General features: G+C 62.9%; 20 protein-coding genes and 1 pseudogene. 6 read left to right on the forward strand and 15 right to left on the reverse strand.

The window, feature by feature from the left end:
* Positions 1 to 122 precede the first annotated feature (122 nt).
* The 9 genes from hflC to ACF8EF_RS00735 all read right to left on the reverse strand — a co-directional run bounded on the left by hflC (position 123) and on the right by ACF8EF_RS00735 (position 9,573).
* Positions 123 to 992: a protease modulator HflC gene (gene hflC / locus ACF8EF_RS00695; RefSeq protein WP_014592592.1), complete on the reverse strand. Its 870-nt coding sequence runs from the start codon at positions 990 to 992 to the stop codon at positions 123 to 125.
* Positions 992 to 2,173, reverse strand: a complete 1,182-nt coding sequence (gene hflK / locus ACF8EF_RS00700) for an FtsH protease activity modulator HflK (RefSeq protein ID WP_176683145.1) — start codon at positions 2,171 to 2,173, stop codon at positions 992 to 994. The genes hflC and hflK overlap by 1 nt, the downstream gene beginning before the upstream one ends.
* Before the next feature lie 96 nt (positions 2,174 to 2,269).
* Entirely contained in the window at positions 2,270 to 3,571 is a 1,302-nt protein-coding gene (gene hflX / locus ACF8EF_RS00705) for a ribosome rescue GTPase HflX (RefSeq protein ID WP_012274456.1), read from the reverse strand.
* A gap of 12 nt (positions 3,572 to 3,583) precedes the next feature.
* The gene (gene hfq / locus ACF8EF_RS00710; protein WP_003249532.1) at positions 3,584 to 3,844 is read right to left on the reverse strand and encodes an RNA chaperone Hfq; all 261 of its coding nucleotides are present in this window, start codon (positions 3,842 to 3,844) and stop codon (positions 3,584 to 3,586) included.
* Positions 3,845 to 3,938: 94 nt separating this feature from the next.
* Positions 3,939 to 4,910: a tRNA (adenosine(37)-N6)-dimethylallyltransferase MiaA gene (miaA, locus tag ACF8EF_RS00715; protein WP_176683144.1), complete on the reverse strand. Its 972-nt coding sequence runs from the start codon at positions 4,908 to 4,910 to the stop codon at positions 3,939 to 3,941.
* Position 4,911: 1 nt separating this feature from the next.
* Entirely contained in the window at positions 4,912 to 6,810 is a 1,899-nt protein-coding gene (mutL, locus tag ACF8EF_RS00720) for a DNA mismatch repair endonuclease MutL (RefSeq protein ID WP_084851629.1), read from the reverse strand.
* Positions 6,810 to 8,240 (reverse strand): N-acetylmuramoyl-L-alanine amidase, encoded by a 1,431-nt coding sequence (locus ACF8EF_RS00725; RefSeq protein ID WP_176683143.1) that lies wholly within the window; start codon positions 8,238 to 8,240, stop codon positions 6,810 to 6,812. The genes mutL and ACF8EF_RS00725 overlap by 1 nt, the downstream gene beginning before the upstream one ends.
* Positions 8,241 to 8,251: 11 nt before the next feature.
* Entirely contained in the window at positions 8,252 to 8,725 is a 474-nt protein-coding gene (gene tsaE, locus ACF8EF_RS00730) for a tRNA (adenosine(37)-N6)-threonylcarbamoyltransferase complex ATPase subunit type 1 TsaE (protein ID WP_003249523.1), read from the reverse strand.
* A complete protein-coding gene (locus tag ACF8EF_RS00735) occupies positions 8,713 to 9,573 on the reverse strand; it encodes an NAD(P)H-hydrate dehydratase (RefSeq protein WP_176683142.1) in 861 nt (286 codons plus the stop codon). The genes tsaE and ACF8EF_RS00735 overlap by 13 nt, the downstream gene beginning before the upstream one ends.
* A gap of 65 nt (positions 9,574 to 9,638) precedes the next feature.
* Between ACF8EF_RS00735 and queG the strand changes: the two genes are divergently transcribed.
* Entirely contained in the window at positions 9,639 to 10,703 is a 1,065-nt protein-coding gene (gene queG / locus ACF8EF_RS00740; protein WP_209963120.1) for a tRNA epoxyqueuosine(34) reductase QueG, read from the forward strand.
* A 131-nt stretch (positions 10,704 to 10,834) separates the two neighbouring features.
* On the opposite strand, the gene ACF8EF_RS00745 is transcribed toward queG, so the two are convergent.
* Positions 10,835 to 11,446, reverse strand: a complete 612-nt coding sequence (locus ACF8EF_RS00745; protein WP_003249516.1) for a trimeric intracellular cation channel family protein — start codon at positions 11,444 to 11,446, stop codon at positions 10,835 to 10,837.
* Positions 11,447 to 11,537: 91 nt separating this feature from the next.
* A complete protein-coding gene (gene orn / locus ACF8EF_RS00750) occupies positions 11,538 to 12,080 on the reverse strand; it encodes an oligoribonuclease (RefSeq protein WP_176683140.1) in 543 nt (180 codons plus the stop codon).
* 151 nt (positions 12,081 to 12,231) lie between these two features.
* On the opposite strand from orn, the gene rsgA reads away from it, so the two are divergent.
* On the forward strand, positions 12,232 to 13,263 hold the full coding sequence (gene rsgA / locus ACF8EF_RS00755) for a small ribosomal subunit biogenesis GTPase RsgA (RefSeq protein ID WP_392460329.1): 1,032 nt from the start codon (positions 12,232 to 12,234) through the stop codon (positions 13,261 to 13,263).
* Between the two features lie 307 nt (positions 13,264 to 13,570).
* On the opposite strand, the gene motB is transcribed toward rsgA, so the two are convergent.
* Together motB and motA are read right to left on the reverse strand one after the other, a co-directional pair.
* On the reverse strand, positions 13,571 to 14,602 hold the full coding sequence (gene motB / locus ACF8EF_RS00760; RefSeq protein ID WP_392528945.1) for a flagellar motor protein MotB: 1,032 nt from the start codon (positions 14,600 to 14,602) through the stop codon (positions 13,571 to 13,573).
* Positions 14,603 to 14,605: 3 nt separating this feature from the next.
* On the reverse strand, positions 14,606 to 15,457 hold the full coding sequence (gene motA / locus ACF8EF_RS00765; RefSeq protein WP_176683137.1) for a flagellar motor stator protein MotA: 852 nt from the start codon (positions 15,455 to 15,457) through the stop codon (positions 14,606 to 14,608).
* Positions 15,458 to 15,587: 130 nt separating this feature from the next.
* Between motA and ACF8EF_RS00770 the strand changes: the two genes are divergently transcribed.
* From ACF8EF_RS00770 to asd, 3 genes are read left to right on the forward strand one after another with little or no spacing between them, the layout of a single operon-like run.
* A complete protein-coding gene (locus ACF8EF_RS00770) occupies positions 15,588 to 17,123 on the forward strand; it encodes an HDOD domain-containing protein (RefSeq protein ID WP_392460332.1) in 1,536 nt (511 codons plus the stop codon).
* A gap of 44 nt (positions 17,124 to 17,167) precedes the next feature.
* The gene (locus ACF8EF_RS00775; RefSeq protein WP_176683135.1) at positions 17,168 to 17,977 is read left to right on the forward strand and encodes a rhodanese-like domain-containing protein; all 810 of its coding nucleotides are present in this window, start codon (positions 17,168 to 17,170) and stop codon (positions 17,975 to 17,977) included.
* Between the two features lie 9 nt (positions 17,978 to 17,986).
* Complete coding sequence (gene asd / locus ACF8EF_RS00780; protein WP_392460333.1) at positions 17,987 to 18,850, forward strand: archaetidylserine decarboxylase; 864 nt, start codon at positions 17,987 to 17,989, stop codon at positions 18,848 to 18,850.
* 76 nt (positions 18,851 to 18,926) lie between these two features.
* Here the strand turns inward: asd and serB are convergent, their stop codons facing one another.
* Positions 18,927 to 20,141 carry a phosphoserine phosphatase SerB gene (serB, locus tag ACF8EF_RS00785; RefSeq protein WP_176683133.1) on the reverse strand — a complete coding sequence of 405 codons (1,215 nt, stop codon included), beginning with the start codon at positions 20,139 to 20,141 and terminating at the stop codon, positions 18,927 to 18,929.
* 134 nt (positions 20,142 to 20,275) lie between these two features.
* On the opposite strand from serB, the gene ACF8EF_RS00790 reads away from it, so the two are divergent.
* Positions 20,276 to 21,733, forward strand: coding sequence for an AhpA/YtjB family protein (locus tag ACF8EF_RS00790; protein WP_176683132.1), 1,458 nt, complete (start codon positions 20,276 to 20,278; stop codon positions 21,731 to 21,733).
* Here the strand turns inward: ACF8EF_RS00790 and ACF8EF_RS00795 are convergent.
* Positions 21,686 to 21,893, reverse strand: a pseudogene (locus ACF8EF_RS00795) (hypothetical protein); the annotation flags it as partial. The gene ACF8EF_RS00790 and the pseudogene ACF8EF_RS00795 overlap by 48 nt on opposite strands.

Here is a 21,893-nt window from a genome sequence, read left to right on the forward strand (position 1 = left end):
GCAAAAAAGCCGGGAAATTTCCCGGCTGCCTCATCATACACCCCTTTTCATTCAGGATGCACCCCGCCTGGTGCATTAGCTGCCAGGCGGGGTGCCGCTGCATGAAAATCAGGGCCTGAGCATCAAGGCCTGCTCTTGTCCAGGTAACGGAAGAACTCGTTCTTCGGATCCAGGACCATCACGTCGCTCTTGCTCGAGAAGCTCTCGCGGTATGCCTGCAGGCTACGGTGGAACGCATAGAAATCAGCGTCCTGGCTGTAGGCCTTGGCATAGATAGCGGCCGCCTGGGCGTCACCATCACCGCGGGTTTCTTCTGCTTCGCGATAAGCCTCGGCCAGCAGCACACGGCGCTGACGGTCGGCATCGGCACGGATACCTTCGGCCAGCTCGTTACCCTTGGCACGGTGCTCGCGGGCTTCACGCTCACGCTCGGTGCTCATGCGATCGAACACGCTGCGGTTGACTTCCTTCGGCAGGTCGATGGCCTTGACGCGCACGTCGACCACCTCGATGCCCAGCTCCTTGCTCGCCATGCGGTTCAGCGATGCAGTGATGTCAGCCATCAGCGCGTCACGTTCACCGGACACCACTTCGTGCAGGGTACGTTTACCGAACTGGTCGCGCAGGCCACTTTCCAGACGGCGCGACAGACGCTCGTCGGCGATCTGCTTCATGCCGGACGTGGCGGTGTAGAAGCGTTCAGCGTCCTTGACGCGCCACTTGGCGTAGGCGTCGACCATCACCGCTTTCTTTTCCAGGGTCAGGAACCGCTGGGTAGGAGCATCGAGGGTCATCAGTCGGGCGTCGAACCTGCGCACCTGGTTCACGTACGGAATCTTCACGTGCAGGCCGGGCTGAACATCCGCCTCGACCACCTTACCGAAGCGCAGCAGTACCGCACGCTCGGTCTGGGACACGATGTAGAAGCTGTTCCAGGCCACGATGGCCAGGACCACGGCGGCGATCAGGGCGATCAGCGATCTATTGCTCATCAGCGGCTCTCCCTAGTACGCAGTTGCTGCTGTTGCTGTTGCATGTCCTGCGCGGCACGGGCGGCCGCATCGTTGGCCGATGGCGACACGCTGGTGGTTGGCATGGACGGCCTGCGGCTGCCTTCGACCATCTTGTCCAGCGGCAGGTAGAGCAGGTTGTTCTGCCCGTCCTTGGTTGCCACCATGACCTTGCTCGAGTTGCTGTAGACCTCTTGCATGGTCTCCAGGTACAGACGCTCACGGGTTACGTCAGGTGCCTTGCGGTATTCGACAAGCAGCTTGGTAAAGCGGTCTGCCTCACCCTTGGCGCGGGCGATGACTTCGTCGCGGTAACCATTGGCGTCCTCGATGATGCGCTGCGCCTGACCACGGGCTTCCGGCACCACGCCGTTGGCATAGGACTCGGCCTGGTTGCGGGCACGCTGCTCGTCTTCGCGGGCTCGGATCACGTCGTCGAAGGCTTCCTGCACTTCACGCGGGGCTGCCGCGCTCTGTACGTTGACCTGGGTAACGGTGATACCGGTGCGGTAGTTGTCGAGGAAGCGCTGCAGGCGTTCGCGAATATCCACGGCCATCTGCTCACGACCCTCGGTCAACACCTGGTCCATCGAAGTGGAACCGACCACGTGGCGCAGAGCACTCTCGGTGGCGTGCTGCAAGCTCACCTCAGGCTGGTCGACGTTGAGCACGAAGTCCTGCAGGTTGCTGATCTTGTACTGGACGGTCAGCGGCACCTCGACGATGTTCTCGTCTTCGGTCAGCATCTGGCCCTGCTTGGTGTAGGCACGCTCACGCGTGACGTTTTCCATGTACTTGCGATCAATCGGCGGGAAGTAGATGTTCAGGCCGGGACCGACCGTCTCATAGTACTTGCCGAAGCGCAGCACAACCGCCTGCTCCTGCTCGTCGACCACATACACGGCGTTGTACAGCCAGATTGCAGCCAGCACCGCCAGGCCGATGCCCAGCAGGCCCAGGCCACCGCCCTTGCCGACATTGCGGTCACCGCCGCCACGTTTCTTGCTGCCGCCGAACATGCCATTCAGGCTGTCCTGCAGTTTGCGGAAGGCCTCGTCCAGATCCGGTGGACCTTTCTTGTCACCACCGCCGCCACCGCCACCACGGCGGCCGCCCCAGGGATCCTGATTGTTCGAGTTGCCACCCGGCTCGTTCCAAGCCATAGCGCTCTCCATCTGATAAAGCAAAGACGCGCCCACGGCGCGCCGTCCAATGCTACAGAATGCCTGTCACTGCTGCCCGGCGACCTCGACGAGCATTTATTGCAAAGTGTGTTGCTCGACAAACACTTGCGGCTCCATGCCTTCGCGGCTGACCAGGCGATTCAGTTCGACCATGGGCAGTCGCACGCTCAGCAGGCTGCGCCCTTCTTCATCATGCTCTTCACTCTGCACGGCCCCCAAGGCAAAGAATTGCGCGCGCAAGCGGGCAAAACGCTGCTCCAGACACAGGGTACCGACAAACAGATCATCCCCCAGCAACTCGGCAACCGCCTGGCCAACCAGCTCCAGGCCACGCCCATCGCGTGCCGATACCCAGACCCGTTCCGGCTTGCCATCGGCATTGCGCTGGATCTGTGGCTCGACATCTTCGAGCAAGTCGAGTTTGTTGTACACCTCAAGGATCGGCAACCCCTCGGCACCAATCTCGCCCAACACCGCCAGCACCTGCTCGATCTGCTCCATGCGCTCAGGCTCATGGGCGTCGATCACATGCAGCAACAGGTCGGAGTTGCTCGACTCTTCGAGCGTAGCCCGAAATGCCTCGACCAGCTTGTGCGGCAGGTGGCGAATGAAGCCTACGGTATCGGCCAGCACGATCGGCCCCAGGTCGTTGAGCTCGAGCCGGCGCAGGGTCGGGTCGAGTGTGGCGAACAGCTGGTCCGCGGCATACACCTCGGACTCGGTCAGGGCGTTGAACAGCGTGGACTTGCCGGCGTTGGTATAACCCACCAGCGACACCGACGGAATATCCGCGCGCTTGCGCCCGCGACGCGCCTGCTCGCGCTGGCTGCGCACTTTCTCCAGGCGTGACTTGATCTGGCGTATCCGCACCCGCAACAGGCGGCGGTCGGTTTCCAGCTGGGTTTCACCCGGGCCGCGCAGGCCAATACCACCTTTTTGTCGCTCAAGGTGAGTCCAGCCGCGCACCAGCCGCGTGCTCATGTGCTCCAGCTGGGCCAGTTCGACCTGCAGCTTGCCTTCATGGGTACGCGCCCGCTGGGCGAAGATATCGAGGATCAGCCCGGTACGGTCGAGCACACGACACTCGAACACACGTTCAAGGTTGCGCTCCTGACTGGGCGTAAGGGTGTGATTGAAAATCACCAGATCTACCTGTTCGGCATGGACCAGGTCGTGCAACTCTTCGACCTTGCCACTGCCAATCAGGTATTTGGCGGAAGGCTGATGCCTTGTCACCGTGACCAGCGAGACGATGTCGGCCCCGGCCGACAATGCCAACTCCTGAAACTCCTGCGGGTCTTCGCGCGCCTCAGGGTTCTGACCTTCCAAGTGAACGAGCAACGCCCGCTCACCACCACCGTGGCGCTCAAAGAACAATGCAGGCTCCTATCAGGCGTTGCCTGGCTCGCTGTCGCCGTGCTCGCTGTCGGTCGGGCTTGGCAGGCGGACCGGACGGGCCGGAACTACGGTCGAGATGGCGTGCTTGTAGACCATCTGGCTGACGGTGTTCTTCAGCAATACCACGAACTGGTCGAACGACTCGATCGAGCCCTGCAGTTTGATACCGTTGACCAGATAAATGGATACCGGGACCTTTTCTTTTCTCAAGGTGTTCAAGTAAGGGTCTTGTAGCGAATGCCCTTTTGACATATGCCGCACTCCTGTAAGGATAAATAATAGAAAATCAATAAAATCGATAAATTAGGCCGCCCCTTCGCAAGAATAGACGGCAATCAGCAGGGACTCAGCTCAATATGGAGATGGCCCCAAGGTATTTCAAGGTGCGGGACAGATTGTCGCAGGCCAGGCTGTCAAGCCAGTGCACTTCAGGCCAGCCACGCAACCAGGTGAACTGCCGCTTGGCCAGCTGCCGGGTAGCAATGATACCGCGTTCACGCATCTCATTCTCAGTCAGCTTGCCATCCAGGTAATCCCACACTTGCCGATAACCCACTGCCCGTATAGACGGCAGCCCGGCGTGCAAGTCACTTCTGGCTCGCAGCGATCGGACCTCGTCAACGAAGCCCTGTTCCAGCATCTGCGAAAATCGTAACGCAATTCGCTGATGCAAAATGTGACGATCTGTAGGAGCAATCGCCAAACTGGCGACAGTATAGGGCAAATGTCCGCCAGCGCCTGCGTCTGCGCCGCGACTTTCCGCGAATTGACGCCGACGATGAACTGTCATGCTCTCGCCGCTCACCCGGTATACCTCCAACGCCCGGATCAGCCGCTGCGGGTCATTGGGGTGGATACGCGCCGCGGACTCCGGATCAACTTCGGCCAACTGGCGGTGCAGCTCGGCCAGGCCCAGGGCTTCAGCCTGTGCCTCCAGCTCGGCGCGCACCGCCGCATCGGCCGCTGGCATGTCGGCCAAGCCATCGATCAACGCCTTGTAATAGAGCATGGTGCCGCCAACCAGCAGCGGGATCTTGCCGCGCGCGGTGATCTCGGCCATGGCCTCCAGGGCGTCGGTACGGAACTGCGCGGCCGAATAGCTCTCGGCCGGGTCGCGAATGTCGATCAGCCGGTGCGGGTGGGCGGCAAGTATTTCTTTCGACGGCTTGGCCGAACCGATATCCATGCCACGGTAGACAAGTGCCGAATCGACGCTAATCAGCTCACACGGCAGCACTGTGGTCAGTTCGATGGCAAGGTCGGTCTTGCCGGCCGCCGTCGGACCCATCAGGAATATTGCAGGGGGCTTGCCGCTCATTTCATCGACCGCGCAGGAAAAGTTTGTCCAGATCGTCCAGGCCCATCTGGGTCCAGGTAGGACGGCCATGATTGCACTGGCCGCTGCGCTCGGTGTTTTCCATGTCGCGCAGCAGGGCGTTCATCTCGGGAATTGCCAGGCGCCGGTTGGCGCGTACGGCACCGTGACAGGCCATGGTGCCGAGCAGTTCGTTGAGGTGCGCCTGAATGCGATCACTGGTGCCGTATTCCATAAGGTCGGCAAGCACGTCCTGCACCAGGCGGTTGGCTTCGGCCTGCTTGAGCAAGGCCGGGATCTGGCGAATCGCCAAAGTTTCGGGGCCCAGGCGCTGCAATTCGAAGCCCAGCCGCTGGAACCACTGTGCATGCTCTTCGGCACAGTCGGCCTCACGCTGGCTCAGGGCCAGGGTTTCCGGCACCAGCAGCGGCTGGCCGCTCAGGCCCTCGCTGGCCATGGCCACCTTGAGGCGCTCGTACATTATCCGCTCGTGGGCGGCGTGCATGTCCACCAGCACCAGGCCAACGGCGTTCTCGGCCAGGATGTAGATGCCCTTGAGCTGCGCCAGCGCGTAGCCTAGCGGGGGAATGTCGCCCTGGCTTTCGGGCAGGGCCGTCGCAGGCGCTGCACCGGTTTCCAGCGGCTTGTAGAACTCACGATACACCGCCTGTGCCTCTGCGGCCGGCAGCGGCTGCGAGGGGCGTGGGGTGTACTGATACTGGTAACCGGCGCCACTGCCACCATTGGAAAATGACTGCTGTGGGGCTCGAGGCTGTTCAAGCACCGGCGAGGCCAGGCGCATTTCACCCTGGGGCCCGAACTCACCGGCCTGCTGACCAGTCGGGCGCACCAGCTCAGGCACGGCAGCAGGTGCGGCCAGCTGATCTTCCGGGCGTACGTCGGCCAAGGCACGGTGCAAGGTGCCATACAGGAAGTCATGCACCGAGCGCCCTTCACGGAATCGCACTTCATGCTTGGTAGGGTGCACGTTCACATCGACGCCGTTGGGCTCCAGCTCCAGGAACAGCACGAAAGTGGGGTGGCGGCCGTTGAACAGCACGTCCCGGTAGGCCTGACGCACGGCATGGGCGACCAGTTTGTCGCGCACTGCCCGGCCATTGACGAAGAAGTACTGCAGGTCTGCCTGGCTGCGCGAGAACGTGGGCAAACCGACCCAGCCCCAAAGGCGCAGGCCGTTGCGCTCGACGTCGATCGGCAGCGCCTGCTCCATGAACCCCGGGCCACAGATGGCACCCACCCGCCGCGCACGGGCGACTTCGTCGTGGGCCTCATGCAGGCTGAGGATGCTCTTGCCGTTGTGGCGCAGGTGGAAGCCGACATCGAAACGGGCCAGTGCCAGCCGGCGGATCACTTCCTGCAAGTGATCGAATTCGGTTTTCTCGGCCTTGAGGAACTTGCGCCGGGCCGGGGTATTGAAGAACAGGTCGCGCACTTCCACAGAGGTACCGACCGGGTGCGCCGCCGGCTGCACCCGCGGCGTCATGTCTCGGCCTTCGGTTTCAACTTGCCATGCCTCGCTGGCACTGGCAGTACGCGAGGTCAGGGTCAGGCGCGCCACCGAACTGATCGAGGCCAAAGCCTCGCCACGGAAGCCCAGGCTCAATACCCCTTCAAGGTCTTCCAGCTCGCGGATCTTGCTGGTGGCGTGTCGGGCGAGCGCCAGCGGCAGGTCGTCGGCAGAAATGCCGCTGCCGTCGTCCCGCACCTTCAGCAGCTTGACGCCGCCCTGCTCTACTTCGACATCGATGCGCCGGGCACCGGAGTCCAGGCTGTTTTCCAGCAGTTCCTTGGCTACGGATGCCGGCCGTTCTACAACCTCGCCGGCAGCAATCTGGTTGGCCAGCCGCGGGCTGAGCAGCTGAATTCGTGAACCGCCACTCATTATTGCGCGGCCAAGGTTGTGGCGGGCACATCGAGGCGCTGGCCAACCTTCAGTTCATCGGTCTTCAGCCTGTTGGTGCTGCGCAGGCTGGCCACACTGACCTGGTAACGCACGGCGAGCATCGCCAGGGTTTCGCCAGGGCGCACGGTGTGTTCACGCGGGCCGGCGGCAATCTTGCCGGTGTCACGCAGCCATGCGATATAGGTGCCAGGTGGCGGGTTCTGCTGGAAGTACTGGCGCACCCCGGTGCGGATCGAGCGGGCCAGTGCCTGCTGGTGGCTGGGCGAGGCCAGCTTGGCTGCTTCGTTGTTGTTCGAGATGAACCCGGTTTCAACGAGAATCGACGGAATATCCGGTGACTTCAGCACCATGAAGCCGGCCTGCTCCACGCGCTGCTTGTGCAACGAGGTGACGCGCCCCATGTTGCCCAATACCTTCTGCCCCACGTTGAGGCTGGAGCTGAGCGTAGCTGTCATCGACAGATCAAGCAGCACGCCAGCGAGCATGCGGTCCTTGTCGTCGAGGCTGACATTACCCGCACCACCGATCAGGTCGGAACGGTTTTCCGTGTCGGCCAGCCAGCGCGCAGTCTCGGAGGTGGCGCCACGATCGGACAGGGCGAACACCGAAGCGCCAAAGGCCGCACGCGACGGAGCCGCGTCGGCGTGAATCGAAATGAACAGGTCGGCGCCTTTCTTGCGGGCAATTTCGGTACGCTTGCGCAGTGGGATGAAGTAATCACCGGTGCGGGTCAGCTCTGCGCGGAAACCTTTTTCGCTGTTGATCTGACGCTGCAGTTCTTTGGCGATCTGCAACACGATGTCTTTTTCGTGCTGGCCACGCGAGCCGGAAGCGCCAGGGTCTTCGCCGCCATGCCCGGCATCGATGGCAACCACGATGTCACGCTTGCCACTGGGTACCGGTGGCAGCTTGATCGCCGGCTGGGCCGGCGTCACTGGCACCGCCGGCGTGGTCGCAGGCGTTTGCACCGGGGCCCGTGCAGGCGGCGGCGCGCTGGCCGCGATAGCGTCAGCTTCCTGGTCATAAAGGTCGACCACCAAGCGGTTGCCGTACTGTGCATTGGGCGCCAGGGTGAAGCTTTTCGGGGTTACCGACTTTTTCAGATCGACCACAACCCGAAGGTCGGTTGGCGTACGCTGGGCCGAACGCACATTGCTTATCGGCGTGTTGGAGGTGGCCACATTCAGTGGCGCGGCCAGTGTTGCGCCATTGATGTCGATGACCAGGCGATCGGGCGCGCTCAGGGTGAAGACACTGTGCTGCACGGGGCCAGACAGGTCGAAAACCAGCCGCGTGTTGTCCGGTGCGCGCCACAGGCGCATGCTCTTGACTTGAGTGACGGCCAGAGCCTCAACGGTCACCGTTGTCAGCAGCAGCCCAACGATGGCGACCAGTGCGCGTATGCGCATACCTACCCCACTTACTGTTTATAGTGTTCGGCCAGTGCCACGCACCAGGCCTCGCCGCGAGCCCCCTGCGGCGAAAGGTTCAGCGAGCGTCCACTCGCTTGGGGGCTTATGGTAATGGTCAGGTCAGGCTTTGGCAAAACGCCCGCACCCTTTTGTGGCCATTCGAACAAGCACAGCGGGTCGCCTTCGAAATAGTCACGAATACCCATGAACTCAAGCTCCTCCGGGTCGACCAGGCGATACAGGTCGAAGTGAAAGGCTCGGACCTCGCCGATTTCATAGGGTTCGACCACGGTGAACGTCGGGCTTTTCACAGCACCAGTATGGCCCAGACCGCGGATCAGGCCACGCGACAGGGTAGTTTTACCCGCACCCAGGTCGCCTTCAAGGAAAATAACACCGCGACCACCGGTCACTTCGGCCAGTGCTGCACCGAATTTGACCGTGGCCTCTTCATCGGCCAGAAACAAATTTAAGCCAGACACGCAGAATGCTCCTCCAACAACTCACGAATGACCGGCGCCAGATCACTGGCCGCCAGGCCTCTACCTTTTATCCCAAGGCGCTCGCCGGCACAGGCGTGCAACCATACCCCCAGACAGCCCGCACCCCAGGCATCCAGGCCTTGGGCCACCAGTGCCGCCAACACGCCAGTCAGCACATCGCCCAGACCGGCGCCGGCCATCGCCGGGTGCCCGCGCTCGCACACCGCCAGTTGCCCGCTCGGAGCTGCCACCAATGTGCCAGCACCCTTGAGTACACAGACGCTGTTATAACGGCGCGCCAGCTTGCGTGCGGCGCCAGGGCGGTCGGCCTGCACCGCCTCGGTGGAAATGCCCAGCAGCCGTGCCGCCTCCCCCGGGTGCGGGGTAAGGATGCTGCCACTGGGCAGGGCCAGCGGGGTGCGCGCCAGCAAATTCAAGGCATCGGCATCCCACACTTGCGGCCGCTCGGCGTTGGCCACCGCCGACAACAGGCTGCGGCCCCACGCCGCCTGCCCCAGGCCGGGCCCGACCACCAACACCGAGGCGCGCTCCAGCACGCCCATCAGCTGGTTGGCCGAACGGGCCCCCAGGCACATGACCTCGGGCAGGCGCGCCAGGCTGGCCGACACGTGCTCGGGCCGGGTTGCCACGCTGACCAGCCCGGCGCCGCAACGCAGGGCGGCTTCAGCGCTGAGCAATACAGCGCCTCCGGTACCAAGGTCGCCACCGACCACCAGTACATGGCCAAAGTCGCCCTTGTGGGCATGCGCATGCCGTGCCGGCAGGCGGGCAACCGTCACGCTGCTGAGCAATTGAGGGGCATTACTGGGGTGTTTGGTCTGCGGCATGGGGTCAAAGGCTCCAATGTCTGGCAGAATTATACGCACCTGAGCCCGTATTGCCTTGCCCATCCATGCCTGCCTCCACACCTGACCTCGCCCAACTGGCCCAATCGATCAAGATGTGGGGCCAGGAACTCGGTTTTGCCCATGTCGGCATCGCCGGGGTCGACCTTGGCGAACACGAACACCACCTGCAGCGTTGGCTCGACGCCGGCTATCAGGGTGAAATGGAATACCTGGGCGCCCACGGCAGCAAAAGGTCACACCCGGACCAACTGATCCCCGGCACGGTACGCGTGGTCTCGCTACGCATGGACTACCTGCCCGGCGACACGCAGATGGCACAGCGCCTGGCCCAGCCGGAGAAGGCCTACGTGTCGCGCTATGCGCTTGGCCGGGACTACCACAAGCTGGTGCGCAAGCGCGTTCAGTTTCTTGCCGACCGCATCCAGGAAGCCATCGGCCCGTTCGGCTACCGCGCCTTTGTAGACAGCGCCCCGGTACTGGAAAAAGCCCTGGCCGAACAGGCCGGGCTGGGCTGGATCGGCAAGAACACGCTGTTGCTCAACCGCAAGGCAGGTAGCTATTTCTTCCTTGCCGAACTGTTCGTCGACCTGCCGCTGCCGGTGGACGAAGCCACCACCAGCGAACACTGCGGGCGTTGCCAGGCCTGCCTGGACATCTGCCCGACACAGGCGTTCGTCGGGCCTTATGTGCTGGATGCCCGGCGCTGCATCTCGTACCTGACCATCGAGCTGAGAGGCGCGATCCCTGTCGAGTTGCGCGCAAAGATGGGCAACCGGGTGTTCGGTTGCGACGACTGCCAGATCGTCTGCCCGTGGAACCGCTTTGCCAAGCACAGCCAGGAGCAGGATTTCCAGCCACGGCACGGGCTGGAAAATACCGATCTGGCAGCGATGTTCCTGTGGGATGAACGCACCTTCCTGCGCAAGACCGAAGGCGGGCCGTTGCGGCGGGCCGGGTACGAGCGTTTTTTGCGCAACCTGGCGGTAGGTTTGGGCAATGCGCCGTCGACGATTCCGGTGATCGAGGCGCTGAAGGCCCGGCGCGACGATGAATCGGATCTGGTGCGCGAGCATGTGGAATGGGCGCTGGCCCGACACGACATTTCCTAGCCACACAATCTTTGTAGGAGCGGGTTCACCCGCGAATGCTGTGGCAGTGGCAAAATTGAACGCCTGGTAGAAATTGGCCGACAGGCCCGGCCCTTTCGCGGGTAAACCCGCTCCTACAGGGCTGCATCAGCCTATTGCTGGTCGTTGTAGTGGAACTTGGGCATTTCCCAGTGGAAGCGAATCGCCAACAGGCGCACCAGGAAACCGCCAAACAGTGTCAGCAACATCGCCTGCTCCGCCGGCACCTTGAAATACACGCAACCCAGATAGAACCAGGCCGCCGCAAATGACACGCTGGCATACAGCTCTCGGCGGAACACCAGCGGGATATCGTTGCAGAAGATATCCCGCAGGATCCCGCCAAACACCCCGGTGATCACCCCGCTGATCGACGCCACCAGCATGCCCTGCCCCATCTCCAGCGCCGTCATGCAGCCAATCAGGGTAAATGCCACCAGCCCCAGGGCATCGAGCACCAGGAACAGCGAGCGAAGGCGGCGCATCATTGGCGCGATGAAAATGGTCAGCAGCGCCGCAAAACTGGTCAGCACCAGGTACTCCGGGTGCTTCACCCAGGTCAGCGGGTAGTGCCCGAGCAGTACATCACGCACCGAGCCGCCCCCAAGCGCAGTGACGCAGGCGATCAGTACCACGCCAAACCAGTCCATGCCGCGACGCCCGGCAGACAGCGCGCCAGTCATGGCTTCGGCGGTAATGGCGATGAGGTAGAGCATCAACAACATGGTGCGGGTCCGTGCAGGAAAGGCGCGCAGTCTAACCAGTTGCCCAAGGCACCAAAAGGGGGCACAGATACAATATCTGCGCCGTTTCGACTCACAGCTTGATGAAGTGCTCGCGATAGTGACGCAGTTCGGCGATCGATTCGCGGATATCGTCCAGCGCCAGGTGGGTATTGCCCTTCTTGAAGCTGTCACGCACGTTCGGCGCCCAGCGCGCGGCCAATTCCTTGAGGGTGGAGACATCCAGGTTGCGGTAGTGGAAGTAGTTTTCCAGGTTGCGCATGTGGCGGTAGAGGAAACGACGATCCTGGCAGATGCTGTTGCCGCAGATCGGCGACTTGCCTTTAGGCACCCACTGCTCGAGGAAGGCGATGGTCTGCGCCTCGGCTTCGGCCATGCTGACCTTGCTCTCGCGCACGCGCTGGGTCAGCCCCGAAGCACCATGGGTGCGGGTATTCCACTCGTCCATGCGCGCCAGCACTTCGTCACTGTGGTGGATGGCGATTACCGGCCCTTCGGCCAAGGTGTTCAGCTCGCTGTCGGTGACGATGGTGGCCATTTCGATGATAACGTCGCTGTCCGGATCCAGGCCGGTCATTTCCAGGTCGATCCAGATCAGGTTCTGTGGGTTTTGCATGCAGGGGCTCCTCATATAGGCGGTCATATTAGCCTAGTGGCCAAGGCGCGCCCATTCACGGCATAAAGCTGGGCGGAATAGTCCAGCGGCTGGCGTGCTAAACTGCCTGCCGTTTTCAATGCCCACGCCGGGCCTCTCTTACGGTACCTTCATGGCCAAACGCCAGCTCAATCGCCGCCAGAACTGGCGGATCGAAAAAATCCAGGGTGAGCGCGCCGCTCGCGCGGCCAAACGCGAGCAGCATGCACTGCAGGAACTGGAGGGTGGTGACCTGGGGCCGGAGCAGCTTGGCCTGGTGATCGCACACTTCGGCGTACAGGTAGAAGTGGAAGCCCAGGACGGCGAAACCGCGGGCCAGGTGTTCCGCTGTCACTTGCGTGCCAACCTGCCAGCACTGGTCACCGGCGACCGCGTGGTATGGCGTGCGGGCAATCAGGGCATTGGCGTGATCGTGGCGCAGATGCCGCGCAGCACCGAGCTGTGCCGGCCGAACAACCATGGCCAGCTCAAACCCGTAGCTGCCAACGTCGACCTGATCGTGATCGTGTTCGCCCCGGCGCCGGAACCACACCCGAACCTGATCGACCGCTATCTGGTAGCGGCCGAACACGCCGGCCTGCGGCCGCTGCTGCTGCTGAACAAGGCCGACCTGATCAACGAAGAGAACGGCCCCGGCCTGCATGCGTTGCTGGAGGTCTACCGCGAACTGGGTTACCCGCTGCTGGAAGTATCGGCACACCAGGGCGACGGCATGCAGCGCCTGCAGCAGCTACTCGACGGCCACATCAGTGTGTTCGTCGGCCAGTCAGGGGTAGGTAAGTCGTCGCTGGTCAACAGCCTGCTGCCGGACGCCGGCACCCGCGTCGGCGACCTGTCGGAATGGTCTGGCCAGGGTACCCACACCACCACCACGGCCCGGCTGTACCACTTCCCCAACGGCGGCGACCTGATCGACTCGCCGGGCATTCGCGAGTTCGGCCTTGGCCATGTCAGCCGCGACGACGTGGAAGACGGCTTCATCGAGTTCCGCGACCTGTTCGGCACCTGCCGCTTCCGCGACTGCAAGCATGACCGCGAACCGGGCTGCGCGCTGCTCAAGGCACTGGAAGAGGGGCGTATCAAGCCGCAACGCATGAACAGCTATCGCTCGATCATCGCCAGCCTGGCAGAAGACAGCTACTGAAACGCTCGAATTGAAAGTTGCCGCAATCCCTTGTAGGAGCGGGTTTACCCGCGAATAAGGTGGCGACTGCAACGGTGAACGGCGGGTGGAAATTGGCCAGCAGGTCCGGCCCTTTCGCGGGTGAACCCGCTCCTACGACGGCCTGCGCCCAATCACCGATGCGTATGTAGGAGCGGCTTTAGCCGCGAACACCGGCAACGCCGGTGCCATTCACCGCGCTGGAGGCTTCGCGGGTAAACCCGCTCCTGCAGTGATCGCGCCAGCGTTCAAGTGCTGGGTAGCACAGTTGCCCACACAAAAAGGCCGCTTACTGCTCCTTGGCGTCATCCATCTTCAGCGTGCCCTCTTCAAAGATGTTCAGCTTCTGGCGCAGCTCACGCGGTTGCATCGGTGTCTGTTCAGTTGCCCCTGGGGCAGCCGGCGCCGAAGCCCCTGGCGCAGCACCACTGGCTGGCGCTGCAGGAGCAGTTGGCGGTGTTTGCGGCGCACCCTGCTCACCCTCGATGTTGCGCTGGGCTTTCTTGGTCAGCACGATGATGTCGATGCGGCGATTGACCGGGTTGAACGGGTCCTCGCGGTCGAACAGCGATGACGAGGCGTAACCCACCACCCGCGCCACCTGGCTGTCCGGGTAACCACCGGCCACCAGTGCACGACGCGCGGCGTTGGCGCGGTTGGCCGACAGCTCCCAGTTACCGTACTCGCCCGTGCCAGCATACTGCTTGGCATCGGTGTGGCCGCTGATGCTGATCTTGTTCGGCACCGCCTTGATGGTGTCGGCCATGGCCAGCAGGATATCTTCGAAGTAGGGCTGCAGGCGCGCGCTACCGATGTCGAACATCGGCCGGTTCTCGGCATCCATGATCTGGATACTCAGGCCATCCTGGGTAATCTCAAACAGGATCTGGTCCTTGAACTTCTGCAGCTGCGGGTTCTCTTCCACCTTGTTCTGCAGTTCCTGCAGCAATAGCTCCAGACGCTCGCGCTCGACCTGCTCGGCCATGGTCTCGACCTGGTCCTTGCTCAGCTGAGTGGGGGACTGCTGCGTCGGCTCGGTCTTCACTTCCGGATTGATGGTTTTGTCCGGCGCCATTTCCGGTGAACCACCCAGGTCGATGACATAAGGCGTGCCACTCTCGGAGAAACCGATTGGGTCCTGGAAGTAGCCGGCAATGGCGATCTTCTGCTCAGGCGTGGCCGTGGACAACAGCCACAGCACCAGGAAGAACGCCATCATCGCCGTGGCGAAGTCGGCAAAGGCGATTTTCCAGGCGCCACCATGGTGGCCGCCGCCAAAGCGCTTGACGCGCTTGACGATGATGGGCTGATTGTTCTCCATGACTCAGCGACCGCGAACCGCTTGTTCCAGTTCGGCGAAGCTTGGGCGGTGCTTGGGGTACAGCACCTTGCGCCCGAACTCGACCGCCAGCGAAGGTGGCATGCCCGACGCCGAGGCCACCAGCGAAGCCTTGATCGATTCGTAGAGGTTCAGTTCTTCCTTGGCATCGTGCTCCAGGCACTTGGCCAAAGGACCGAAGAAACCGTAAGCCGCCAGAATACCGAAGAAGGTACCCACCAGCGCCGCACCTACGTGCATGCCGATGGCCGCCTGGTCGCCATCGCCCAGCGAGGCCATGGTCACCACGATACCCAGTACCGCCGCAACGATACCGAAGCCGGGCATACCGTCGGCGATGCCGGTCACCGCGTGGGACGGGTGCTCCAGCTCTTCTTTCATGCTCAGCAGTTCCATGTCGAACAGGCCCTCGAGCTCGTGCGGGGCCATGTTGCCGGTGGACATGATGCGCAGGTAGTCGCAGACGAACGCAGTCATGCGCTCATCGGCCAGTACCGTCGGGTACTTGGCGAAGATCGGGCTGGCAGCGGCGTCCTCGATGTCGGCCTCGATGGCCATCATGCCTTCGCGACGGCTCTTGTTGAGGATTTCGTATACAAGGCCCAGCACCTCCAGGTAGAAGGCATGGCTGAAGCGCGAGCCGAACATCTTTATCGACTTCTTGATGACATGCATGGTCATGTGGCCAGGGTTGGCCTGCAGGAATGCACCGAAGGCCGCACCGCCGATGATCAGTACTTCGAACGGCTGGATCAGCGCTGCGATCTTGCCGTGGGAGAGCACGTAGCCGCCGAGCACGCTCGCGAATACGACGATGATGCCGATAATTTTAGCCATAGGTTCAAAGCACTTGCTGTCGTGGTCAGGGGAAGAGACGGGAGCTTTAAAACTCTTCTTCTACTTATCGGCAGAACTGCGCCAGACTATAGCCACTCAATGCGAAAAGCCAGTTCGGACTGATGTCAAAATGCCAATTGAAACCAAGGTGCCCACTCAGGCCCCGCGTACGCTAGAGGCCTGGGTAAAGCTGCTCGAGAGTGTTCGCATCCCCGTGCCGAAGCACAGCTACGACCGGGTCATGGCCGCCATCCACGATAACCGCCGCTCGCTGCGCGATATCGCCGAACTGATGCAGGATAGCCCGGCACTGGTGCTGTCAGTGATGCGCGAAGCCAATCACCCCACCAATGCCAGCCTCGCCGAGCCCGCCGAAAGCCTGGAAGTCGCACTCAACCGCCTGGGCCTGGAGCGCAGCGAGCAGCTTCTCAAACGCCTGCCGGCACTGCCCGTGGAGGAGATTCCGCCGGTACTGTGCCAGTTCCAGATGATCAGCCAGCATGCGGCACAGCAGGCCAGCGGCCTGTTCGCCAGCCGCCTGGCACGGCTGTGGCAAGAGATTCACTGGGGCAGCCTGCTGTTCCTGTCGCCACTCTGGCCACTGGCACTGGCTTACCCCAAGCTGCTCGACACCTGGGAACTGCGGGTTATTCACAAAGGTGAAGACGCCGCCCACGTCGAGGAAGAACTGTTCGGCGTGCGCATCATGGCGCTGTGCCAGACCATGGCCGAGTATTGGCGCCTGCCCCAGTGGGTCACCCAGGGCTATCGCCTGCTGCTGGAAGAGCGCGAGCAACTGGCCCAGGTGCTGAGCATCGCCCGCGACGAAGACCTGCTCAGCCAACAGCACCGCCTGGATGCCGAGCCCGGCTTGCGACGTTGGTTCAACCAGCCGGCCAATACCGTACTGCTGGCCAACAACCTGGCCCTGGCGGCACAGGTCGGCTGGGACAACCCGCACCTGCTGCGCTGGCAACTGCTGACCGCGCTGTACCTGCAAACCACGCTGGAAGACGTGCAGCAGCAAGTGCACCAGCAGGCGGCTGCCAGCGCCCGCCGCCACGCCCGGCATGCCCTGTTCCACCCGGCCGAGGCTTTGATCTGGCCGTGGCACCAACGCCGCCCTCACCCGGACATGCTGGCCCCGCCTCCACCCAGCAGCGACGACCTGGCGCGCTGGCGCACGCTGTGCCAGCACCTGCTGGCCCAACCCAGCCCGTTCACCAACGCCGTGCACCTGGCCACCCAGGCCCAGGAAGCCCTGCTGGCCTGCGGCATGCAACGCATCATGCTGCTTAGCCTGGACAAGGCCAGCGACTACCTGCGCGTGCAGCAAATTGCCGGTCTGCCCAAGGAGGCTGGGGCCCTGGCCCTGCAGGTATCACAGAACAAGCTGCTGCAAAAGCTGCTGAGGCAGGCCGGGCAGCTGCGCATCACACCGGAAAACCACAGCCAGTTCTCGGCGCTGATGCCTGCCCCGCTGCGCGCTTTGTTTCGCAGCGAGCATGTTCTACTTCGCTCGCTGGCCGCGAACGACCAGGTGCTGATGCTGCTGGTCGCCGACCAGGGCTGCCGGCCGATGGCCGATATCAGCGTGCAAGCCTTCGGCAAGACCGCGCAATGCATCGAGCGGGCCTTGTCGGTGTTTACCAACCGCAAGGGTTGAGCCTTGCGCTACAATCGCCCCTCTTTCCACACTGGAGACCGTGGATGACCGACTTTTCCGGCCTGCCCCTGGTGATCGAAGCTGCAGACCTGCTGCCACGCCTGGATTCGCCGCAACTGATCCTGGTCGACCTGAGCAGCGCCAACCGCTATGTCAGCGGGCATATCCCCGGCGCGCGCTTTGTCGAAGGCAAGCGCACCCAGCTCGGCCAGCCCCCGGCGCCCGGCCTGCTGCCGGCCCTGGGCGAGCTCGAGAAGCTGTTCAGCGAACTCGGCCATCGCGCCGACGCCGTGTATGTGGTGTACGACGATGAAGGTGGCGGCTGGGCCGGGCGCTTCATCTGGCTGCTCGATGTCATCGGCCACAAGCGCTACCACTACCTCAATGGCGGTATACAGGCCTGGCCGGCAGACAAGCTGTCCACCCAAGTGCCGGCCAGTGGCAACGCCCCGGTCCGTCTGCACATCGACAGCGCACCCACTGCCACCCGCGAGTACCTGCAAAGCCGCCTGGGTGCCGATGACCTGGTCATCTGGGACGCGCGCGGCCCGCAGGAATTCAGCGGCGAAAAAGTGCTGGCAGCCAAAGGCGGCCATATTCCCGGCGCGATCAACTTCGAGTGGACCGCCGGCATGGACTTCAACGACCACCTGCGCATCCGCCACGACATCGCTGAAGTCCTGGAGAAGCTGGGCATCACCCCCGACAAGGAAGTGATCACCCACTGCCAGACCCACCGCCGCTCCGGTTTCACTTACCTGGTGGCCAAGTCCCTCGGCTACCCACGCGTCAAGGCCTACGCCGGCTCGTGGGGCGAATGGGGCAACCATCCGGACACGCCTGTAGAAGTCTAAGGAACCTGCATGAAACCCCGTCTGTTCATCATCAGCCAGTACCTGCTGCCGCACCACCTGCTGTCGCGGCTGGCCGGCTGCATCGCCGAGTGCCGTGTGCGCTGGTTCAAGAACGCCTTCACCGCATGGTTCGCCAAGCGCTACCAGGTCAACATGAGCGAGGCTCTGGTCGAAGACCTGAGCGCTTACGAGCACTTCAATGCGTTCTTCACCCGCGCCCTGAAGCCAGGCGCCCGCCCTTTGGACGAAACCCCGGGCGCCATCCTGTGCCCGGCCGACGGTGCGGTCAGCCAGCTCGGCCCGATCGAGCACGGCCGTATCTTCCAGGCCAAAGGCCACGGTTTCAGCGCGCAAGAGCTGCTGGGCGGTGACCCGGCCATGGCCGCGCCGTTCATGGGCGGCGAGTTTGCCACCATCTACCTGTCGCCCAAGGACTACCACCGCGTGCACATGCCGCTGGCCGGCACCCTGCGCGAAATGGTCTACGTGCCGGGCCGTCTGTTCTCGGTCAACCAGACCACCGCAGAGAATGTCCCCGAACTGTTCGCCCGCAACGAGCGCGTGGTCTGTCTGTTCGATACAGAGCGCGGGCCAATGGCCGTGGTACTGGTCGGTGCGATGATCGTCGCCTCGATCGAAACGGTATGGGCTGGGCTGGTCACGCCGCCCAAGCGTGAGTTGAAGACCTTCCGTTACGACGAAGCCAGCCGCGCCCCGATCCACCTGGAGAAAGGTGCCGAACTAGGCCGCTTCAAGCTGGGTTCGACTGCCATCGTGCTCTTCGGGCCAGAGCAGGTGAAATGGGCCGAGAGCCTGGGTGCTGGCTCAGCAGTGCGCATGGGGCAACAGTTGGCGGCACCCGTGCAGGCTTGATTCGATCCATATGGAAAGGCCCTGCAAATGCAGGGCCTTTTTCATTGGGGCCAGCATGCGGCCCCAGATTCACGGATCAGCCGCGGGCGTCGCGGTCACGCAGGCCCAGCAGATACAGCACCCCATCCAGCCCCAAGGTGGAAATCGCTTGCTTGGCCGACTGGCGCACCAGCGGCTTGGCACGGAACGCCACGCCCAACCCGGCCAGCGACAGCATCGGCAGATCATTGGCGCCATCGCCCACAGCGATGGTCTGCTCCAGTTGCAAGCCTTCCTCACTGGCCAGCTTCTTCAACAGTTCGGCCTTGCGCTGGGCATCGACAATCGGCTCAACAGCCACGCCGGTTACCTTGCCATCGACCACTTCAAGTTCGTTGGCGAACACATAGTCGATACCCAGGCGCGCCTGTACCTGACGAGCGAAGTAGGTAAAGCCACCGGATAGAATCGCAGTCTTGTATCCCAGGCGCTTGAGCTCGGCAAACAGGTTCTCGGCACCCTCGGTCAGGCGCAGCGATGCCCCGATCTCGTCCAGCACACCCACATCCAGGCCCTTGAGCAGAGCCATGCGCTCTTTGAAGCTGGCGCGGAAGTCCAGTTCACCGCGCATGGCGCGCTCGGTGATCGCCGCCACCTGCTCCCCCACACCCGCTGCCTTGGCCAATTCGTCGATGACTTCGGCCTCGATCAGCGTGGAGTCCATGTCGAACACCGCCAGGCGGCGGTTGCGGCGGAACAGATCGTCCTTCTGGAAGGCGATGTCGACACTCAGTTCTTCAGCCAGGGCAAAGAAGTCGGCGCGCAGGGCCTGGGCATCGCTCGGCACGCCACGCACGGAGATCTCGACGGCTGCCTTGCCCTTGTCGATTTCTGTATCCAGCGCCACCCGGGCCGACAGGCGCTCCATGCGCTCGATGGTCAGGCCGTACTGGCTGATTACCGCACTCACCCGCTGCAACTGCTCGGGAGTGATCTTGCGGCTGAGCAGGGTAACGATGTGACGCGCTTCGCCATGCCCATCGGCCCAGTGCTGGTAGTCCGCCTCGGAAATCGGCGTGTAACGGGCCTGCAGGTTCAGTTCGTGGGCTTTGGCCTGCACGCTTTGCAGCAGCGCGGTAGCCACTTCGTTGTCCGGGATGTCGACCAGGATGCCAAACGACAAGGTGCCGTGCATGACCGCCAGGCCGATGTCGAGGACACTCACACCGCCCTGCAGCAGGACGCCGGTGATAGCCGCAGTGAGACCGGGACGGTCCTCACCGGTGATGTTGATCAGGACGATTTCGCGCACAACCTGGCTCCGACTTCGATGAAAAATGCGCATTCTACCGATTTTCCATGACCATCGGGCGCCAACGATACTTTGCCGACAAAACCCGGCTCGCTATACTCCCCCCACTTTCATGCCATTAAGAGCCGAGCTCTGTGAACCGGCCCACGCCAGTCAAACCAGACAACTTCTTCCTGATGATCTATCGCGCCCTGAGTCAACGTCGCGTGCCGCTGGCACTGCGCATCGCCTGCACCAACATTTTCCTGGTGGCGCTGGCGCTGGTGATCTACGCCTGCGTGATGGGCCTGCAGTTCAAGCAGGCCATGCATGAGCAGGCAGATGCCCTGGGCCAGAGCCTGACCACCCAGACTGCCACATCGGCAACCGAGCTGCTGGTGTCCAACGACATCCTCAGCCTCAACGTGCTACTGGGCAACCTGGTGAAAAACCCGCTGGTGGCCCATGCGGCAATCTACAGCGTGGATAACCGCATCCTCGCCGAAGCTGGCCAGCGCCCGCGCAACAGCCTGCTGGGCGAGGCCGAAGGCCTGTACCAGACCAAGATCACGTTCCAGGACGTGATGGCCGGGCAACTGCGCATCAGCCTGGACATGAGCCAGTTCCAGCAGCCGATGCTGATCAGCCTGCAGAGCATGGGCATTCTGGCCGCCATCCTGCTGGCCCTGGCCTTGGCCCTCAGCTTGCGTCAAGGCCGCTTCATCACCCTGCCACTGCTGCAGCTGCGGGTATGGCTGCGCGACCCGCAGCCCTATACCCCGGCCACCGACCGCCAGGACGAGATCGGCGACATCGCCCGACAGCTGCATGCACGCCTGGCCCCGCCTCCGCCACCAGAGCCGGAGCCCGAGGAAGAAGACGACGAGCAATTCGACGACCTGCACGCAGCTGCCCCGGCACCCAAGGCCGTACCGCGCACCAAGGTCGCCCTGGAAGACGAAGATGACGACGCAGCCTTCGCCGGCCTGCTGGACGACGACACTGCCCCCAAGGCCGCCGCAGAGGTCGAGTCCGACGAGCCGCAGTACAGCGCCGTACTTGCCGTGCAGCTGGGCTCGCAGGAGCAACTGCGCCGCCTGCCACGTACACGCCTGGACGAGCTGACCGAGCGCTACCGCGATTGCCTGGAGCACGCGGCTTCGCTCTATGACGGCGAAACCCACACACTGAACGACGGCAGCACCCTGGTGCTGTTCCACAGCCGCGAATGTGGCGAGGACTACCTGACCAACGCCATTTGCTGTGGCGAACTGTTGCGCGCCTTGGGCCACGCCTTGCAGATCGAGGTAGCCGACAGCGGCATCACCCTGCAACTGCAGCTAGGCCTGGTCTTGGGCAACGACCTGCATGGGCTGGAACTGGTTGACCTGCTGATAGCCGAGAAGGTCCAGGATGCCCTGGCGCTGTCGCAGCACAGCCGCAACCTGTTGCTGGTAGAGCGGCAGATCAACGATGATGCCCTGATTCGCCAGCGTGCGCGTATTCGCCCGATCGCCAGCCCCGAAGGCGCGTGCTGTGTGGAGCGCCTGATGGAGCCCTACCCGTCAATGCTGGAACGGCAACTGGCGCGCATGCATGAGCACCGCGCCTGACAGGCATACGCTGCATCTACAGCGCATGTCTTGAGCCAGGCTGGTTGCCTTGCGATCACCTGCCTGGCGCAATATCCAGCCAGTAGCACAAACACCGGTAGGAGCGGGTTTACCCGCGAATACGGTGGCGGCCGCAACGGTGAACGGCGGGTGGAAATTG

This window comes from Pseudomonas sp. zjy_15, assembly GCF_043101865.1.
Lineage (GTDB): Bacteria > Pseudomonadota > Gammaproteobacteria > Pseudomonadales > Pseudomonadaceae > Aquipseudomonas > Aquipseudomonas putida_Y.

What these genes read in the sequence shown, in the direction of transcription:
- hflK (WP_176683145.1), bottom strand. Translation starts at nt 2,173, where the DNA reads ATGGCTTGGAACGAGCCGGGTGGCAACTCGAACAATCAGGATCCCTGG.
- queG (WP_209963120.1), top strand. Translation starts at nt 9,639, where the DNA reads ATGCCTGCCTCCACACCTGACCTCGCCCAACTGGCCCAATCGATCAAG.
- miaA (WP_176683144.1), bottom strand. Translation starts at nt 4,910, where the DNA reads ATGAGCGGCAAGCCCCCTGCAATATTCCTGATGGGTCCGACGGCGGCC.
- ACF8EF_RS00725 (WP_176683143.1), bottom strand. Translation starts at nt 8,240, where the DNA reads ATGCGCATACGCGCACTGGTCGCCATCGTTGGGCTGCTGCTGACAACG.
- hfq (WP_003249532.1), bottom strand. Translation starts at nt 3,844, where the DNA reads ATGTCAAAAGGGCATTCGCTACAAGACCCTTACTTGAACACCTTGAGA.
- motA (WP_176683137.1), bottom strand. Translation starts at nt 15,457, where the DNA reads ATGGCTAAAATTATCGGCATCATCGTCGTATTCGCGAGCGTGCTCGGC.
- hflC (WP_014592592.1), bottom strand. Translation starts at nt 992, where the DNA reads ATGAGCAATAGATCGCTGATCGCCCTGATCGCCGCCGTGGTCCTGGCC.
- mutL (WP_084851629.1), bottom strand. Translation starts at nt 6,810, where the DNA reads ATGAGTGGCGGTTCACGAATTCAGCTGCTCAGCCCGCGGCTGGCCAAC.
- asd (WP_392460333.1), top strand. Translation starts at nt 17,987, where the DNA reads ATGAAACCCCGTCTGTTCATCATCAGCCAGTACCTGCTGCCGCACCAC.
- ACF8EF_RS00745 (WP_003249516.1), bottom strand. Translation starts at nt 11,446, where the DNA reads ATGTTGTTGATGCTCTACCTCATCGCCATTACCGCCGAAGCCATGACT.
- ACF8EF_RS00735 (WP_176683142.1), bottom strand. Translation starts at nt 9,573, where the DNA reads ATGCCGCAGACCAAACACCCCAGTAATGCCCCTCAATTGCTCAGCAGC.
- ACF8EF_RS00775 (WP_176683135.1), top strand. Translation starts at nt 17,168, where the DNA reads ATGACCGACTTTTCCGGCCTGCCCCTGGTGATCGAAGCTGCAGACCTG.
- rsgA (WP_392460329.1), top strand. Translation starts at nt 12,232, where the DNA reads ATGGCCAAACGCCAGCTCAATCGCCGCCAGAACTGGCGGATCGAAAAA.
- ACF8EF_RS00770 (WP_392460332.1), top strand. Translation starts at nt 15,588, where the DNA reads ATGCCAATTGAAACCAAGGTGCCCACTCAGGCCCCGCGTACGCTAGAG.
- motB (WP_392528945.1), bottom strand. Translation starts at nt 14,602, where the DNA reads ATGGAGAACAATCAGCCCATCATCGTCAAGCGCGTCAAGCGCTTTGGC.
- orn (WP_176683140.1), bottom strand. Translation starts at nt 12,080, where the DNA reads ATGCAAAACCCACAGAACCTGATCTGGATCGACCTGGAAATGACCGGC.